The organism is Stagnimonas sp. FW305-C-60 (assembly GCF_058782965.1).
Genome location: NZ_JBYSYF010000002.1, coordinates 998,929 through 1,016,619, shown reverse-complemented (window position 1 = coordinate 1,016,619; position 17,691 = coordinate 998,929). Strand labels below are relative to the sequence as shown.

Below are 17,691 nucleotides of genomic sequence, written 5' to 3'. Positions count from 1 at the left end.
CCGATCCTCTCCATCAATAGGTGAACACCACATTCGCCAGCAGCGAATAGGCGTCGTGATCGGGAAACAGCGCCTTGAAACCCGCGCCCGGCAATAGCTCTGCGTAAGACAAGCGCAGCACCGCGTTCTGGCTCATGAACGGCCGCCAGATCAGCGCCGCCGACAGATCCCAGCCGATGTCGCTGGCGATGCCGCCTTGGTTGCGCGCCACCTCCAGCACCGTGGTGTCGGCGAACCAGAGATGGTTGAAGTTGGTGGATAGCCGCAGCGTCGGCAGCAGATCGAAGTCGGCGCCGAGCCCTATCAGGCCGGTGCCGGGGTTGGTGAAATTGCTCTGGCCGTGCTCCTTGCTGCTGCGCAGGTTGTTGAGCACTCCGTTGCGGGTGGACAGCGTCACGCCGCCACCGCCGATCAGCGGCACCGCCTGACGGATCCAGAAGCTGGTGTCGGCGCCGGCGAAGATTGGGTTCTCGAACACCGCGTCGAAGCCGTTGGCGCTGTCGTCGTAGGGATCGTCGTCGCCGCTGGCCCAGAGTGCGGAGACGCGCGCGCGGATCCAGTCGTAGTCGCGCGACCACTCGGCGGCGACGAAGCCGGCGAGGATGTCGCGGGCGGCATCGCGGAACACCCCGCGGTCCTCGCGGCCGGTCGCCAGATAGGCGGAGACCGTGAGGTTGTCGCGGCCGAAGTGGCCATCACCGTTGTAGCCCAGATAGCCGACCTGGTAGTTGCGGCCGCGCTCGCTGCCCAGCGAGGCCGGGCGGGCGAGAAAGCCGTTGCGGTCGAAGTAGTAGTCGCCGGCCTCGCTGTTCTGGTTGTAGGCCAAGAGCGCCTGGCTGGTGTAGCCGAGTACCGGCCAGTCCTGGTGGTAGAGGTTGACCGCGAACAGGTCGTCGTCGCGCGGCGTGCTGTTGACGGCATTGAGGCCGGAGTTGGTGTCCTTCTCCAGCCGCCGCGCCCACAGCAGGTTGTACTGCCAGCGGTTGTTGTCGCGGGTGCCGAACAGGCGCAGGGCGATGGGCTGGTCCTGGAACAAGAAGCCACGGAAGTCCAGCGAGATCGGCTGGATGCCGAAGCGGACCGAGTCGAAGTCGTAGCGCTCGCTGACATTGCGCAGGTGATAGTCTGCGAACAGCTCCTGCACGCCGATGAAGGTCTCCCGGCGGGTGCGCGACTCGCGCGGATCGACGCGCAGCGCGCGGTTCTCCTCGACCTGCGCGTGGTTGAAGTTGAACACCGGGGTGAAGTGCAGCTCGACATCCGGCGGCCGGAACGTGGTGTCGCCCTTCAGGTACACCAGGCTCAGGATCACACTGCTGGCGTAGACGTTCTGGGTATCGCCACCGAAGATGCCGCTGGCGCCGCCGTGGTCGGGCGCCTGCGGCGCCACCGGCGTCGGCAGCCGGCGTGGCTCCCAGAAGGTATCGGAGATCGCCGAGACCACCAGGAACTCGTCATGGCCGCGGATCGGCTTGTCGCCCTTGAGCGTGTTCTGGGTGTAGGGGTTGCGCAGCTGATCCTTGATCAGGCCGAGGCTGCTGAGCAGCCGCCAGCGGTCCGGCACCGGCGCGCCCTGGCTGGCCTGCCAGTTCTCCACCGGCCGCAGGGGTTTAAGGCCGGAGCGGGCATTGAGATCGCGCGGGGCTTCCGGCGGCTTCGGCGCTGCGGGCGCATCACGGTCGGGGCGGCGGCGCGCGCTCAGGCGCTCGTCCAATTGCAATTTAAGTTCCGGCAGCGCCGGCTGGACCGGTTCCGCAGGCGCGTCGTCACCGGCCTGCAGCGCGCTGCTCGCAAGCGCGGGCAGCAGCAGGGCCAGGCCGCGCGCGGCGCGCTTCACTTGCCCTCGCATACCCGCTGCTCGTCGCTGCCCAGGAACGGCGCCTGCGGGCATTGCACATAGCGCAGCGCGCTGCCGCCGTGGGCGAGCACATCGGCGCGCATCGCCGCCGGCGCGTTGCCGAGTGCGCCGCCCAGGCGCAGGCCGGCGTTGTGCAGGCCCAGGAAGGCGACCATGTCGTCCTGGTCGATGCCGTCGCCGGAAACACCGATGGCGCCGATCAGGACGTTGCCACGATAGATCGGCATGCCGCCCGCGAAGATCTGCAGGCCATTGCCCAGGCGCGACTGGCTTGCACCCGGCGCGTTGGGCAGCTCGGTGCAGGCGCCTAGCGCGATGTCGCTGCCGCCGCCGAGCACGAACACCGCGTGCTTGATGACTGCCGAGTTCACCAGGTCCAGTTGCAGGCCGGTGGAAAACACACTCCAGCCGGCGATCGGCTTCGACAGCGGCCCGGCCTCGCTGCTGTCGGCGACGCCGTCGGGGAAGTAGGGCCGCGCCAGATTGCCCAGGCTGCGCGCCGCGTAGGCGTAGGCGCCGTCGGCCAGCGCGGTGGGCTGGCCGATGAAGCTGCGGTAGGCCGGCAGATAGTCGGCGATGCTGGCGCTGCCGCCGGCGGCGAGGTACTGCGTATCGGGCGTCGCGGCGAGATCGGCGGCGGCGGCCGGATTGCTGAAGAAGGCGACGCTGCGCGCCTTTTGCAGCGCCACATCGGTGCCGAACAGCGGCGCATCACGGCTGCGCACCAGGCCCAGCAGCGCGCCATGGCTGTCGGTGACCGCGATGCTCACCCGCGCCTGCGACGACAGCGGCCGGCGGATCTGGGCACGGGCACGGTTGGCGATCTTCAGCGCCTCCTCCAGCAGCAGCTGCACCTCGTTGGTGGCGAGCGGCGCGGTCCCGCCCAGGCTGGCGGCATCGCTGCCACTGCGCGGCGGATAGCGCTCGACATCGGCGGCATCGACCAGCACGAAACCATCCAGCGCCGCCAGCGCGGCATTGCTGGCGCGGCGCACGCCGGATTCGGCGCGGCCGAAGGCGGTACCGGCGCGCAGGGCGCTGTCGCCGGCGGCGGTGTAGCCGCGCACCGCCAGGCGGTTGCCGGCGCTGCCGTCGAGGCTGGCGAAGGCGGGGGCTGGCGTCGCCGCGCTGCGCAGCTCGGCGCTGACCGCATCGCTGTAGCGCAGGGTCTTGCCGTCCACCGTGATGCGGTCGGCGCGGCGGTCTTCCGGCGGTTCGTAACCGCGCTGGGCGGCCAGCGCGATCAGTTCGTCGAGATCGCTGTCCACGTCACGGATGTCGAGATCGACGCCATAGCGGGAGTCGGCGATCACCCCGACGCCGCCCACCGGCACGCCCTGGCGATAGAGCGGGAAGCCGCCGGGGTCGGCGGACAGGCCCAGTGGGCTGCGCTGCGGGCCGACGCCGGGGCGGACCGCGCCGACCCGGCGCAGCAGGTCGGAGCAGGGCAGGGAGGAGAACTGCACGCCGAACAGCGGCCCGCCCGGCTGGCCGGTTTCACCGGGGTTGAAGAACTGCTGCACGATCTGGCCGGCGGTGCGGCTGCTGAAGGCATTGCCCTCGGTGGAGAGATAGGCGCCGGTGATCGCCTTGCTGATCGCCGCCAGCGAATCAGGGATGACGCTCACGCCTTCCAGGCCGCCGACCACGCCACGGCCGGAGTCGATGTCGACGCTGACATCGGCGCCGTTCATGCGGAACACGCCCAGCACATTGCCGACCCGGTCGACCACCGCCAGCGTCGCCGGCGCGCTGCGCGCCTGCGCTTCGGCGATGCCCTGCGCCAGCACCTTCTCGACATCGGCGAGTTCCAGCCGCAGGGCCACCGGCTCGGCGCAGCCGCCGGTGCAGGGCGTGCCTTCCAGGCCACCGCCGCCGCAGGCGCTCAGCAGCAGGGCCGCCAGCGCGAGACCCTTGCGGTTCATCGCGCGGCCTCCGGCTTGGCGGCGCCGGCAGCCGTCACCGGCGGATGCTGGTGATAGCCATGGCAGGACTGGCAGGGCGAGGGTGTCTGGGTCATCGCGCCGGTGTCGGCGTGGCAGTCGCGGCAGTGCGCGATGTCGGGTAGCAGTACGTCCTCGGCCTGCTTCGAGGTCTGCGCCGCATGGCAGCTCGCGCAGGTTTCGGAAGCGTGGCGGGAATGCGGGAACAGCGAAGCCCGCAAGGCCGGCTGCTGTGCCGCCACCGGAGCGATCTGCCAGGGACTCTCGGCCGGGCCGTCCTTGCTGACCGTGTGGCAGTAGAAGCAGGTGCGGCGCTCGAAGACGTCGCGCAGCGCCGTCTGCGCGCGCGCCTCGGCCCAGGCCGGGCTGCGCCCGGTCGGTGCGTCGGCTGCCGCTCCGGGCAGGCGCCGCTCGCCGCCGGCGCTGGCGAGCGGCGGCGGGCTCGGGCGGCCGGTCAGAGCCAGCGCCGCGTAGTGGTCGCGGACGATGCGCACCACCTCGGCCGGCTTGCCGTGCGGCAGCTCGCGCTCCGGTGCCGCCGGGTCGAAGTCCAGGCGGTGGCAGTCGGCGCAGTGTTTCTCCATGGTCACCGGCAGAAAGCCGCTGCGGTCGGCATTGGGCTGATGGCAGTCGCCGCAGTCCAGGTGTTTGATGCCGCCCGGCGCGTCTATGCCCTTCTTCGCCAGATGCAGGTCGTGCGGGAACTTGAGTCCGCTGTCCTGGTGCTTGGCCGCCAGCAGCTCCTGGGAAAACTCCTTCCAGACAAAGCGCTCGCCCTCGCGGCGCGCCAGGCTGAGACTGAACGGCGGATGGCTGTGGCTGAAATCCTTCACCAGCAGCGCGTCGCGACCCTGTGGCAGTTGGCCCGGGGCGGCATGGCAGCTGGTGCAGGCGCGGTTGTCGCGCAGGCTTAAGCTCATCAGGCCGTTGTGCTCGCGGTGGCAGTCGGTGCATTGCTGATTGGCGAACGGCGCCTGCAGCAGGGCGCTGGCCTCGGCCGGGTGCTCGCCCAGCGGGCTGTGGCAGTCGCGGCAGGCGGCATCGCTGACCGGCTCGAAAGGCTTGCGATGGCAGGCCACGCAGTCGTTGCGCAGGACATGGTGGCTGGTGCTGATTGGCCCGGAGTTCCAGACGATATCGGCGCCCGGCTGCGCCGAGGGCAGCAGCTCGCGGTTGGCCATCACCTCTTGCTTGGCGCCGCTGAGCCAGGGCAGCAGCGGCAGCAGCAGGCCGCCGGCCAGCACCAGCAGGAACAGCCCCCAGGCCCAGCGCCGCCGCGACCAGCCGGCCTCGGCCAGGCTCAGCTTCATGTCCTCGCGGCGCACGCCGCGCTCCTCACGGCCGCTGTAGCGGTCTTCCACCAGCAGCGCGAGATCGGCGTGGTCGTCGGCAACGACCGTGAGCCGATAACGGCCCAGCTCCACCACATCGCCGCGGCCCAGCACCTCGCTATGGCTGGGGCCGCCATTGACCAGCAGACTGAGCTTGGCCTTGGTCTCGATGCGGTAGCGCCGGCCCAGCAGGCCCTGCTGCGGGCTGATCTCGGCATGGGCGAGCGCGACGCGCGGGTCGCTGAGCACCAGATCCTGGTCGGCGCCGCGGCCGATGCGCAGGCTGGCGACCTCCAGCCGCCGCTCGCTGGCCGGCGCTCCGGGCTGGGTGCTGAGCTTGAGCAGGACTTTCATGCCCGGGCCTACCAGTAGAAGAACACGCTGAAGACGTGGGCGATCAGTGCCGCCAGCAGTGCCAGGCTCAGCGGCACATGCAGCAGCAGCCAGAGTTGCAGGCGGGCGTGCAGGGCGATGTCCTTGTTGATGCGCGTCACCAGCTCGTTGCGGCGAGCTAGGAGCTTGAGCAGCTTCTGGATGCGCGCCGCCTCCTGCTCGCCGCCACTGGTCTGCTGGAGCTGGCCGGCCATGAACATCACCGTGTTCTGCTTGCTCGGGTCTAGCGCGCCCGGCCGGCTGGCGTCGCCGCGCAGCTCGGCGATGCGCTGCTCCAGACTCTCGCGCAGGCTGTCGCCGCCGCTGGGCCGGCTGGCTCCGAACAACTGCTCGCGCAGGCTGCCGCCCAGTTGCAGCTTTTCCGCCGAGGCGACGATGCGGCGGTGAACTTCCGGCGACAGCTCGTTGGCCAGCCAGATCGCCTGCTCGTTGAGGTCGAAGACTTCCTCGATCCAGGCCTCGCGATCACTGCCGCCGTGCAGCTGGGTGATACGACCGGGTACGCGGTCGTAGGCGATCAGCCCCCAGATGCCGCTGGCGATCACCAGCACCATCAGCGCATAGGCGAGAGTGTGGACGTTGAGGCCAAACTGGAAGCCGCAGTGCAGGCTGACGATCAGCAGCAGCGACAAGCCCAGGTAGACATGCGCCGAGGTCCAGCCCTTGACCGTGCCCAGGCGCGAACGGTAGCGGCGCTTGCGCACGCCCAGCCAGAGCAGGCAGAGGATCAGCAGGGCGCCGACGCTGCCCAGGGTGTAGCCCAGCCAGCTGCCGCCATTGGCGCCGTCCACCGGCTGGTGCCAGACATAGGCGATGAGGCTCAGCAGGCAGAGCAGCAGCGCCAGCTTGGCCCAGCGGAAGTTCGCGTGGCGCAGAAAGCCCTGGTGTACCGGATCGGCGGCGGGCGTCGTGGCCATCAGTCGGCGCCCTGGCTGATCTGCAGGAACTGCTCCGGCGACACCCGCACCGCCGCTCCGGTCGGGCAGGCGCGCACGCAGGCCGGACCGCCGCCGAGGTCCTTGCACATGTCGCACTTCACCGCCTTCTTGGCCGTGCCCTTGTCCACCGCCATCGGAGTATTGCCGGGCTCCTTGCCGCCCAGCAGCAGCCAGCGCCAGAGGCTGGGCTGCTCCGGGCTGGTGACGCCCATCTGGATCACGCCGTAGGGACAGTTGCGCTCGCAGTTGCCGCAGCCGATGCAGGCCTCGGTGATGTAGACCTCGCCGCCGGGCGAACGGTGGATGGCGTCCGGCGGGCAGTCCTTCATGCAGTGCGGGTGCTCGCAGTGCCGGCAGGAGGTGGGCACATGCAGCTGCTCGTAGGTGGGGCCGGTCTCGCGGTCCAGGCGCGAGACGCCGCCGTGGGTATCGGCGCAGGCCTTCTCGCAGTGATCGCAGCGCACGCACAGGCTCTCGTCGATCAGCAGCACGTCGGTGGCCTCGCCCAGGCCCTGGTTCATCAGAAACTGCACGATGCTGCCGCTGCCCTGGCTGCTGGTGGCGGCATTCGCCACCAGCCGCTGCGCCATGGTTTCGTTGATGCGCTGGCGCAGCGCCGGATGCCGGGTGAGCAGGGCCTTGAAGGCCGAGGCCTCCAGGCGGATGGTTTCGGTGGCGACGGCCGCTTTCACGGTGGCGGCGCGCGGTAGCTCGGTGAGCAGGGCCATCTCGCCGACGTACTGACCGGCCGGCACATAGGCGAGCACCGCCTCGCGGCCACCCAGCTCGCGCGCCACCGTCACCGAGCCCTTGCGGATCAGGTGCAGGCAGTCGCCGGGCTCGCCCTCGCGGAATAGGATCTCGCCGGCCGAATAGCGGGCCAGGCTGGCGCTCGCCACCAGTTCGCGCAGTTCGGCGGCATCCAGGCCGGGCGCCAGCTTGGCCTGGATGGCGCGCAGCAGAAAGGTTTCGTCGAGCACCCGTTTCACCGCCGCGACGCTGGCGATCAGCTTGTTCATCGAGCCGCGCGGCGTCTCGATCAGCACCGCGCCAGCCGGCCCGGCCAGCACGCTGGCGTTGCGGCGGCGGCCGGAGATCAGGCTCATTTCGCCAAAGAACTGCCCGGCCTGAAGCCCGACGCGCTGGGTCGGGTCGTTCTCGTCGATCTGGATCTGCACGCCGCCGTCGAGCACCGAATAGAAGCTGTCGCTGTAGTCGTTGCGGCGGAAGATCGGCTCGCCGGGCTTCATGATCCGCAGTTCGGAGTCGAGCAGGAACTCGCGCAGCTGCAGCGGTGTGAGTGGTGCCAGCACCGGCACCCGTTCGCGGATGCGGGCGATGCTGGCGTCCACCGACTGGTAGCCGGGCATGGCCCGGAACTTCGCCGCCAGCAGCGGTGCATCGGCGGGTTCCGGCGAGCGGCCCTCGATGTACTCGACCACCTCGTAGCCCTGGTTCATCGCCTGCTTGATCAGCGGATAGCCGGCCAGCGCACCGATGATGTAGAGGCCGGGCACGTTGCTTTCGTAGTGCGCCGACACCGCTGGCACCGCGTTGGCGTCGCGGCTGGGAAACTGCACGCCGCAGCTTTCCACGAACTGGCGCGGCGGTGTGGCGCCGAGGCGGGCGATGACGCGGTTGCAGACGATCTCGGCACGGCCTTCGGCGGTGTCCAGGCACAGCCGGCCCTGGCCGGGGGCGTCCTGCCGCAGCCAGCTCACCGCGGCATTGCTGAGGTGGCGGATGTGGCCCTCGGCGATGGCCTGCAGGATGGCCTCGCGATTGCCCTTCTTGGCGCGGTCGAACTCGTCGCGGCGGTTGACGATGCTGACCTGGTTGTTGTCGGCCAGCGCCAGCGCGTTCTCGATGGCAGCATCGCCGGCGCCGACGATGACGATGGCCTCGTTGCGATAGGCGTCGGGGTCGTCGAGCTGGTACTGCACCAGCTCCAGATCCTCGCCCTCGCAGCCCAGCTTGCGCAGATTGCCCTGCAGGCCGATCGCCAGCACCACCCGCTCGGCGGCGATGGTCTCGCCGCTGGCGGTATCGAGCAGAAAGCCATCCGGCGTGGCGCCGATGCGGATGACCGCGGCGCCGTAGCGGATCTGGATGCCCAGCCGCTGGGCGCTCTCGTTCCAGGCCTGGAGCACGGCCTCGCGCTTGCCAGCGGCGAACGGGGCTACCGAGCGCAGCGGCAATACCGTCGGCTCGGCCATTACCTGCTTGCCCTTCTGGTAGCGGTAAATGGTGTGGGAAAGATGCGCCTCGGCTTCCAGCAGCAGATGCGGGATGCGCAGTTCGGCGGCACGCGCAGCCGCTGAAAGCCCGGCCGGCCCCGAGCCCACAATCGCAATCTTCACCCTTGGGATGCTCATGATTGCTGCCCCGGCTGCCTCTATGTTGAGGTGGCTCCACTCCGCGCTGGAGACTAGGGGGTGGAGAGCGTAAGAAGCAACCACCCGGTCGGGTGAACCGTGCGCTGAGACACGTGCGACGGCGGCGGCTTACTGTACGCAGACGGTGGTGATGAGGCAGGGTAGTTCCAGGCGGCCGCTCCGGCCGGCCGAATACAGGGAAGGGTGCAGCTATGCGCGTATCGAAGACCTGGGAGGTTCTGCGGTGGCTGCCGATGGCGGTGCTGCTATGTGTGGTCTCCTTGTCGTCGGCGCGCGCCGCGGACATCCACCAGGGTGTGGCCAGCTGCGCCGGCGGCATCTGCCATGCCTCCACCCATTCGCTGGGCAACAGCGGTATCCGCCGCGACGAATACTTCATCTGGCAGCAGCGCGACCCGCATGCCGGCGCTGCTGCCACCCTGGCTGGCGAGCGCTCGCGGCGCATCGGCGCGGCGCTGGGGCTGGACCCGCAAAGCGCGCCGCAATGCCTGGCCTGCCATGCCGATGCCATCGCTCCGGCGCAGCGTGGCGAGCGCTGGCTGGCGGCCGACGGTATCGGCTGCGAGGTCTGCCATGGTGGCTCCGAACGCTGGCTGGCCGAGCACAGCCGGCCGGGTCTGAGCCTCGCGCAGAAAACCGCGCTGGGCATGACTGCCACCTGGCAGCCGGAGGTGCGCGCGGCACTGTGCCTGGACTGCCACCAGGGCGACGCCGCGCATCCGATCAGCCACGCGATGATGGCGGCCGGGCATCCGCCGCTGCTGTTCGAACTCGATACCTTCAGTGCCCTGCAGCCGCCGCATTACGACCGCGACGCCGACTACGCCCAGCGCAAGGGCGCCGCCGATGCCGCTCGCGACTGGGCCCTCGGCCAGGCGCTGGCCGCCGACCGCCTGCTCGCCAGCCTCGCCCAGGGGCAACTGGGCCAGGGCCTGATGCCGGAGCTCATGTACTTCGACTGCGAGGCCTGCCACCACCCGCTCACCGCCGGCCGCTGGCAGCCCGGCCGCAATGCCGGCACCGCGCCCGGCACGCCACCGCTGGCCGATGCCGCGCTGTACTGGCTGGGCCTGTGGTTGCAGGTGGCGGCCCCGGAGGCGGCAGGCGAATGGCATCGCCAGCTGGTCGCCTTGCAGACCAGCACCGGTCAGGGACAGCCGGCCTTGCAGGCGGCGGCGCGTGCCGCCCGCGGCCAGTTGCAGGAGCGCTGGCTGCCGCTGCTGCGCGAACGGCAACTGAACGCGGCCCAGCTCAAGAACCTGCTGCGCGCCGTCGCCGGCACCGGCGAGTCGGTGCGCGGCCGCGACTTTCTCGCCGCCCAGCAGGCGGCGATGGCGAGTCTGGTGATCGCCGATGCGCTCCGCCAGCGCGGCGGCGCGCTGACGCCCGCGCAAGGCCAGGCCACCGAGGCGCTGTACGCGGCGGTGCGCGAGCGCGAGCGTTTCAGCCCCGGCGACTACCAGGCGGCGCTGCGGCGGCTGCGTGACAGCCTGCGCTGAGGGTGGCCAAGCCGGTGGCTAGCTAGCCGGCGCGTTCCAGGATCAGCTCCTGGCCTTCGCGGCGCGCCCGCAGGCCGTAGAGCTCGCGCAGCGAGAACAGCACGCTGTCGATGTCGCCGGTGCGGAACACGCCGGTGATGCTCAGCGCGCGCAGCTGCGGGTCGGCCAGCACCAGGCGGGTGCTGGTGTAGCGGCCGACTTCGTCCAGCGCCGCGTTCTCCAGCACGATGCGGCCCTCGCGCCAGGCGGTCTTCTGCGTTACCTGCTCTAGGCTTTGTGCTCTTAGCTGAGTGGATTCAGGCTCAGGGCCAGCACATCGGTCTTCGGGTGCTCGCCGAGCAGGCGCGAGGCACCGGTCCTCAGGTCGAATTCCACTCCCGCGGCGGTGTCGCGGCCACGGCTGTCGAGGCCGTAGGCGATCCAGGGATCCCGGCCGATGGCCAGCGGCAGGGTGCTCATCACCTCGTCCTTGCCGATGCTGAACAACGGCCGCCAGGCGCCGTCCTCGGCGACCAGCAGCTCGCGGCCGCCGTCGGCGCTGTTGCGGAAGGCCAGGCGCAGCTCCAGTTCCTCGTCGGCCAGGAACTGCGCGTAGCCGGGGTTTTCCAGCACCAGCTGCGCGGCGCCGCTGCGCAGGTCGATGCGGTAGACGTCGTGCCAGCGGCGGTCGCGCTGGTTGAGGCCGACCAGGGCCAGACGCGGATGCTGGTGGCTCAAGCCGATCAGGCGCGCCTGCACGCCGGGCTGTGGCGTGAGGTCCAGCGGCGGGCTGCCGTCCAGGGCCAGGCTGTAGAGGTGGAAGTTCTCGTTGCCGCCCTCGTCCTGCAAGTACCAGAGGCGGCTGCCATCGTGCAGCCAGCCGTGCTGGCGGATGCCGGCGCCACGGTCGCGGGTCAGCGGCCGTGCGGCTTCGGGAGCGTCCACCGGCGCCAGCCAGAGATTGAGCACGCCATCCAGGGGGGGCGACGAAGCTGAGCTGTAGGCCGTCCGGGCTGAGCTGGGGGGCGCCGCGCTCGGGGTTGCCGAGCAGCAGGTTACGGGGGATCAGGCTGGGGTTGGGCGACGGGCTGGGCATGGGCGGTCTGGCGAGGTGGCTCCCAGCGGCTACGCAGGGCCGAGGCAAAAGCCGACAGCGCCGAGCTTGATGAATCTTGACCTTCAGTGGCGAAAATCGCCGGTCCGGTTGCTGCCGGGCCTATGCCAGACTGCGGTTTCGGATGGCACGAAGGCAGTGCGGATGGCGGTTGCCGCGCAAATCGCGGTGGTGCTCAGCACTTACCTGAACTAGTCTCTGTAACTTATTGTTTATAAAGATGTCTGACATTCAACTCACAGGCTCTGTGGATAACTTTGTGGATAAGGCCTGCGCGAGAGGCCGCGAGCCCAGCAACGACGGGCATTTCAAGACTTGCGATGATTTTCTAGTCATTGCCGATTTTCAAATAAAATCAATGGACTGCACGAATGTTGCTGCATTCTGACGGAAAAATGACGCAACTACGGGCCTTTCCGGGCGGCTGCACAATGCTTGTGCATAAGCGCATTTCCAGCTTGGCGTTTGTCAAGTGCCAGCCTCAGCCGCCGCGCCGGGTCGCCGACCGGGGCCGGCATGGCTGAAGCCAGCGTGCTGGTCATCGCCGGCCATGACCCTAGCGGCGGCGCCGGCATCCAGGCCGACATTGAGGCGATTGCTGCCCAGGGCGCGCATGCCCTGAGCCTGATCAGCTGTCTGACCGCGCAGGACACCAACAACGTCCGCCGGGTCCAGGCGGTGGCACCGCTGCTGCTCGCCGAGCAGGCCGAGCTGTTGCTCGCCGACTGCCCGGTGGCGGCGGTGAAGATCGGCCTGATCGGCGATCTCTCGCAGCTACCCTGGCTGGCCGACCTGCTGCGCCGGCTGGCGGTGCCGGTGGTGCTGGACCCGATCCTGCGCGCCGGCGGCGGCGCCGAGCTGGTCGGCCGCGGTCTGGCGGCCGGCCTGCGCGAGCAGCTGCTGCCGCTGACCACGGTGCTGCTGCCGAATGCCGCCGAGGCGCGGCGGCTGAGCGGCTGCGAGAGTCTCGATGCGGCTGGCGCCGGCCTGCTGGCGCTGGGGGCGGCCAATGTGCTGATCACCGGCGGCGACGAGCCGGAAGCCGAGGCGGTCAACCGCTGGTATCAGTCCGATGCGCCCATGCGGGAGTTCCGCTGGCCTCGGCTCCCCGGCCGCTACCACGGCGCCGGCTGCACCCTGGCCTCGGCGCTGGCGGCGCGGCTGGCGCTGGGCGAGCCGCTGTCGCAGGCGCTGGAGAGCGCCCAGGCCTATACCCACCGCTGCCTGCGGGCGGCGCGGGCGGTGGGGCAGGGGCGGTTGATTCCGCGCCGGATCGGGGGTGAGGCATGAGCGCGCCCTGGCCGGTGCCGCGCGGCCTCTACGGCATCACTGCCGAGGCCGATTGCGCCGACGCCGAGCGCCTGCTGGCCGCCGCCGCGGCGGCGCTGGCGGGCGGGATGCGCCTGCTGCAATACCGCGACAAGTGCAATCCGCCCGCGCGCCGCGCCGAGCTGGGCGCGGCGCTGCTGACGCTGTGCCGGGCCGCCGGCGTGCCGCTGATCGTCAATGACGACATCGAGCTCGCCGCCAGTCTGGGCGCCGACGGCGTGCACCTGGGCTTGAGCGACGGCAGCCTCGCCGAAGCGCGGGCGCGGCTGGGGCCGCAGGCGATCGTCGGCATCACCTGCGCCGACTCGCTGGAGCGTGCCCGCGCGGCGGCGGCCGGCGGCGCCAGCTATGTCGCTTTCGGGGCCTTCTTCCCCTCCCGTACCAAACCCAAGGCGCCGCCGATGACGCTGGAGCGCCTGCGTCTGGCGCGCGCCGAACTGCGCCTGCCGATCTGCGCCATCGGCGGCATCAGCCCAGAACGGGCGCCGGCGCTGGTGGCGGCGGGCGCCGACTATGTCGCCGCCATCGAGGGGCTGTTCGGCGCCGCTGACATCAGCGCCGCTGCGCGTGCCTACGCTGCCGCCTTCGGCGACTAGAAACCCGAGCCCCGCCGCCGCAAGCCTGGCCCCTGCGCCATCGCCTACACTTTGCGCCCGCTGACCAGTCCCACGTTCGCAATGAGCCAATCCGAAATCCTGTTCGAGCGCGCCCGGCGCAGTATCCCGGGCGGAGTCAATTCACCGGTACGCGCGTTCAAGGCGGTGGGCGGCTCGCCGCGCTTCATCGCCGCCGCTGATGGCGCCTGGATCACCGACGCCGACGGACAGCGCTATGTCGACTACATCGGCTCCTGGGGGCCGATGATTCTCGGCCACCAGTACCCGGCGGTGGTGGAGGCGGTGCGGGCGCAGGCGCTGGTCGGCTTCTCCTACGGCGCGCCGACCGAGGCCGAGATCGAGATGGCCGAGCTGCTCTGCGCGCGGGTGCCGCAGCTGGAGATGGTGCGCATGTGCTCCAGCGGCACCGAGGCGACCATGAGCGCCCTGCGCCTGGCGCGCGGCGCCACCGGCCGCAGCCGCATCCTCAAGTTCGAGGGCTGCTACCACGGCCACGGCGACTCCCTGCTGGTGAAGGCCGGCTCTGGCCTCTTGACCTTCGGCGTGCCGACCTCGCCGGGCGTGCCGGCGGCGCTGGCCGAGCTGACGCTCACCGCCACCTTCAACGAGCTGGACTCGGTGGAAGCCCTGTTCGGCCGCTACCCGGACGACATCGCTGCGGTGATCGTCGAGCCGGTGGCCGGCAACATGAACTGCGTGCCGCCGGCGCCGGGTTTCCTCGTCGGCCTGCGCGCGCTCTGCGACCGCTACGGCGCGCTGCTGATCTTCGACGAGGTGATGACCGGCTTTCGCGTGCATCCGCGCTCGGCCGCCGGACTCTACGGCGTGCGTCCCGACCTCATCACCCTGGGCAAGATCATCGGCGGCGGCCTGCCGGTGGGGGCCTTCGGCGGCCGTCGCGAGCTGATGGAGCAGCTGGCGCCGCTGGGGCCGGTCTACCAGGCCGGCACGCTGTCGGGCAATCCGCTGGCGATGGCCGCCGGTCTGGCGCTGCTGCGGGCCCTGGCCGACGAGTCCATCTACCAGCGCCTGGAGGCGCGCACCGCGCAGCTCCTGGCCGGCCTGCAGGCCGCCGCCGATGAGGCCGGGGTGCCGTTCACCACCACCCAGGTCGGCAGCATGTTCGGGCTCTACTTCAGCGCCGGCCCGATCCGCGGCTACGCCGATGTCGCCGCCTGCGATCTCGCCGCCTTCAACCGCTACTTCCACGCCATGCTCGATCGCGGCGTCTATCTGGCGCCCTCGGCCTACGAGGCGGGTTTTGTCTCCGCCGCGCACGGCGAGGCCGAGATCGAGCACACGCTCAAGGCTGCCCGCGAAAGCTTCGCGCTATTGCGCGGATGACCGAACTCGCGCACCAGTTCCTCGACTGGATCAGCGCCAACCCCGGGGCGGCGCTGGCGCTGCTGTTCTTCGGCTCGGCGCTGGACGCGATCTTCATCGTCGGCGCCTTCGTGCCGGCCGGCGTGCTGCTGTTCGGCGTCGGCGCCCTGATCGGTCTGGACCGCCTGACGCTCTGGCCCTCGGTGCTGCTTGCCGCCAGCGGCGCGGTGCTCGGCGACGCGCTGTCGTTCTGGCTCGGCCGCCATTACGGCGAGCGCCTGTTCGAGCACCGCTGGCTGGCGCGCTATCCCGACACCCTGGCGCGCAGCCGGCGCTTCTTCGCCGAGCACGGTGGCAAGGGGGTGATGGCGGCGCGCTTCCTGGGGCCGGTGCGGGCGATCACTCCGGCTCTGGCCGGCGCCTCGCGGATGCCGGCCTGGCTGTTCCTGCTCACCGACTCGCTTGCCGCCGTGGCCTGGGCGTTTGCCTACCTGGGGCCGGGCATCGCCTTTGGCGCCTCGCTGGAGCTGGCGGCCGAGGTGGCTGGCCGGCTGGCGCTGCTGCTGCTGGGCCTGTTCCTGCTCGCGCTGCTCGCCTTTGCCTTGGCGCGCGGCCTGGTCGCCAGCCTCGCCAAGCACGCCGAGCACTGGCTGGGGCGGCTGCTCGACTACTCGCGCCGGCACCGGCGGCTGGGCCGCTTCGGCGCGGCGCTGGCCGACCCCTATCAGCCGGAAACCCCGGTGCTGGCCGGTCTGGCGGTGCTGCTGAGCCTGCTCGGTGCGCTGCTGCTGATCCTCTGCCTGGGCAGCGCCCTGCATGCCGGACCCCTGTGGCTGGACGCGGCCACCTACCAGAGCCTGCGCGAGCTGCGCACGCCCTGGGGCGTGAGCCTGGCGGCCTTGCTGGTGCAGCTCGGCGACTGGCGGGTTTATGGCGCCGTCGGCCTGGCGGTGCTGCTGGGCCTGGGCGTGGAGCGCCAGCCGCGGGCGATGGCGCACTGGCTGGCGGCGGCCGGCTTCGGCACCCTGCTGTCGTTCGGCATGGGCCTGGTGCCGCTGCTGGCGCCGCCGCATGTGTACTTCCAGCATCCGCCGACGGTGCCCGGCGCCGGCCGCGACCTGCCGCTGGCGATCACGCTCTACGGCTTTCTGGCGGTGGTGCTCACCACCGGCCGGGCGCCGCTGCTGCGCGCCCTGATCTATGGCCTGGCGATCACCCTGGTGGTGCTGCTGACCCTGACCCAGCTCTATCTGGGCATGCTCTGGCTCAGCCAGGCAGTGGCGGTGACCCTGGTCGGGGTGATCTGGGTGGCCCTGCTCGGTCTGGGGTATCGCCGCCATCGTGCGCGGCCGGTGCCCGGCGGCTACTTTCTGCTGCTGGTGCCGGTGGCGATCGGGTTTGCCTTACTGATGCCCAGGTCGGCGCCCGAGGGCGCCATCCCGCCCGACGTCGGCCTGATCGAACAGCGGCTGAGCGAGACCGACTGGTGGCGGGACGGCTGGCAGCAGCTGCCGACGCAGCGGGTGGATCTCGCCGGCCGGATCCGCCAGCCGTTCCGGCTGCAATGGGCGGGCGATGCGGCGGCGATCCGCAGCAGCCTGGAGCACAGCGGCTGGACCGCGCCGCCGAGCCTGGCCGGCAGCCGGGTTCTGAGCTGGCTGTCGCCGGCGACGCCGATGGCCGAGCTGCCGTTGCTGCCCAAGGCGCACGCCGGGCGCCACCAGGCGCTGCTGATGCGGCGCGACTACGACGGCAACCGCCAGCTCACGCTGCGACTCTGGCCTTCCGGCTTCGGCACCGACCGCGACGAGCCGATCTGGCTGGGCATGATCGACATCCAGCAGCGGCGGCGCCTGCTGTTTCTGCTCAATGTGCCGCTGACCCTGGCCGAAAGGCCCGACATCCAGAGCCTGCTGCTGCCGCTGCCGGGCATGGACAAGCGCCTCGCCAGCGACGATCTCTGGTTGCTGCGGCAGACCGACGCCGCAGACCTTCCTCCCCCGAACCCGATGGCTCCCTAGACCATGTCTGACTCCCTGCTCGGAAAATTCCGCAGCCGCCTCAACAGCGTCGGCGGCGACAGCTGGCTGACGCGCGATCTCGGCAGCCTGTTCAGCGCCGACGCGCTCAAGGACGACGCGCTGGAGGAGCTGGAAACCCGGCTGCTGATGGCCGACGCCGGCATCGAGGCCACCGACTGGCTGATCGGCCGCCTGCGCAGCGCCGTCAACGCCGGCAAGATCAAGACCGAGGCGCAGTTGCGCAAGGCCCTGCGCGAGGCGCTGCTGGAGCTGCTCAAGCCGATCGCCAAGCCGCTGGTGCTGCCGCCCTTCATCAAGCCCTACATCCTGTTCGTGGCCGGAGTGAACGGCGTCGGCAAGACCACCACCATCGGCAAGCTCGCCGCCCGCTACAAGCGCGAGGGTCGCAAGGTACTGCTGGCGGCTGGCGATACCTTCCGCGCCGCCGCCGTGCAGCAGCTGACCATGTGGAGCGAGCGCGCCGGCGTGCCGATCCTGTCGCAGGGCGAGGGTGCCGATTCCGCCAGCGTGATCTTCGACGCCGTGCAGGCCGCCAAGGCGCGCGACCTCGACCTGGTGATCGCCGACACCGCCGGCCGCCTGCACACCCAGACGCATCTGATGGACGAGCTGCGCAAGGTCAAGCGGGTGCTGCAGAAGCACGACCCCTACGCGCCGCACGAGGTGCTGCTGGTGGTGGATGCCACCACCGGCCAGAACGCGCTCAATCAGGCGGTGCAATTCCACGAGGCGATCGGCCTCACCGGCATCGCCATCACCAAGTTGGATGGCACTGCGAAAGCTGGCATATTGCTGGCCATCGCGCGCCGCCTGGCGCTGCCGGTCCGCTTCGTCGGGCTGGGCGAGGGAATCGACGATCTGGAGCCCTTCGACGCAGAGACCTATGTCGATGCGCTGATCGGCGAACCGCAGGGAGCCAAGGTTTGAGC

General features: G+C 70.5%; 13 protein-coding genes. 6 read left to right on the top strand and 7 right to left on the bottom strand.

From position 1 onward, the window contains the following. Positions 1-13: 13 nt before the first annotated feature. The 5 genes from AC3WT6_RS11515 to AC3WT6_RS11495 are packed head-to-tail and all read right to left on the bottom strand — an operon-like array spanning position 14 to position 8,838. Complete coding sequence (locus tag AC3WT6_RS11515) at positions 14-1,849, bottom strand: hypothetical protein (protein WP_492653714.1); 1,836 nt, start codon at positions 1,847-1,849, stop codon at positions 14-16. Next, a complete protein-coding gene (locus tag AC3WT6_RS11510) occupies positions 1,834-3,783 on the bottom strand; it encodes a heme-binding protein (RefSeq protein WP_492653713.1) in 1,950 nt (649 codons plus the stop codon). Before AC3WT6_RS11510 ends, AC3WT6_RS11515 begins: the two co-directional genes overlap by 16 nt. Beyond that, entirely contained in the window at positions 3,780-5,486 is a 1,707-nt protein-coding gene (locus tag AC3WT6_RS11505; protein ID WP_492653712.1) for a cytochrome c3 family protein, read from the bottom strand. The genes AC3WT6_RS11510 and AC3WT6_RS11505 overlap by 4 nt, the downstream gene beginning before the upstream one ends. An 8-nt stretch (positions 5,487-5,494) precedes the next feature. After that, the gene (locus AC3WT6_RS11500) at positions 5,495-6,442 is read right to left on the bottom strand and encodes a hypothetical protein (RefSeq protein WP_492653711.1); all 948 of its coding nucleotides are present in this window, start codon (positions 6,440-6,442) and stop codon (positions 5,495-5,497) included. After that, positions 6,442-8,838, bottom strand: coding sequence for a cyclic nucleotide-binding domain-containing protein (locus AC3WT6_RS11495; protein WP_492653710.1), 2,397 nt, complete (start codon positions 8,836-8,838; stop codon positions 6,442-6,444). The genes AC3WT6_RS11500 and AC3WT6_RS11495 overlap by 1 nt, the downstream gene beginning before the upstream one ends. 212 nt (positions 8,839-9,050) lie before the next feature. On the opposite strand from AC3WT6_RS11495, the gene AC3WT6_RS11490 reads away from it, so the two are divergent. Further along, a complete protein-coding gene (locus AC3WT6_RS11490; protein ID WP_492653709.1) occupies positions 9,051-10,358 on the top strand; it encodes a multiheme c-type cytochrome in 1,308 nt (435 codons plus the stop codon). Positions 10,359-10,380: 22 nt separating this feature from the next. Here AC3WT6_RS11490 and AC3WT6_RS11485 read toward each other — a convergent pair whose 3' ends face one another. Together AC3WT6_RS11485 and AC3WT6_RS11480 are read right to left on the bottom strand one after the other, a co-directional pair. Beyond that, positions 10,381-10,584, bottom strand: coding sequence for a hypothetical protein (locus AC3WT6_RS11485; RefSeq protein WP_492653708.1), 204 nt, complete (start codon positions 10,582-10,584; stop codon positions 10,381-10,383). Positions 10,585-10,640: 56 nt separating this feature from the next. After that, positions 10,641-11,306, bottom strand: coding sequence for a TolB family protein (locus AC3WT6_RS11480; RefSeq protein ID WP_492653707.1), 666 nt, complete (start codon positions 11,304-11,306; stop codon positions 10,641-10,643). A 661-nt stretch (positions 11,307-11,967) separates the two neighbouring features. On the opposite strand from AC3WT6_RS11480, the gene thiD reads away from it, so the two are divergent. The 5 genes from thiD to ftsY all read left to right on the top strand — a co-directional run bounded on the left by thiD (position 11,968) and on the right by ftsY (position 17,689). Beyond that, the gene (gene thiD, locus AC3WT6_RS11475) at positions 11,968-12,741 is read left to right on the top strand and encodes a bifunctional hydroxymethylpyrimidine kinase/phosphomethylpyrimidine kinase (RefSeq protein ID WP_492653706.1); all 774 of its coding nucleotides are present in this window, start codon (positions 11,968-11,970) and stop codon (positions 12,739-12,741) included. After that, positions 12,738-13,376, top strand: a complete 639-nt coding sequence (gene thiE / locus AC3WT6_RS11470; RefSeq protein WP_492653705.1) for a thiamine phosphate synthase — start codon at positions 12,738-12,740, stop codon at positions 13,374-13,376. Before thiD ends, thiE begins: the two co-directional genes overlap by 4 nt. 81 nt (positions 13,377-13,457) lie before the next feature. Next, entirely contained in the window at positions 13,458-14,741 is a 1,284-nt protein-coding gene (gene hemL, locus AC3WT6_RS11465; RefSeq protein WP_492653704.1) for a glutamate-1-semialdehyde 2,1-aminomutase, read from the top strand. After that, complete coding sequence (locus AC3WT6_RS11460; RefSeq protein ID WP_492653703.1) at positions 14,738-16,741, top strand: VTT domain-containing protein; 2,004 nt, start codon at positions 14,738-14,740, stop codon at positions 16,739-16,741. Before hemL ends, AC3WT6_RS11460 begins: the two co-directional genes overlap by 4 nt. A 3-nt stretch (positions 16,742-16,744) precedes the next feature. Then, positions 16,745-17,689, top strand: coding sequence for a signal recognition particle-docking protein FtsY (gene ftsY / locus AC3WT6_RS11455; protein ID WP_492653702.1), 945 nt, complete (start codon positions 16,745-16,747; stop codon positions 17,687-17,689). The last annotated feature ends 2 nt before the right edge of the window (positions 17,690-17,691 follow it).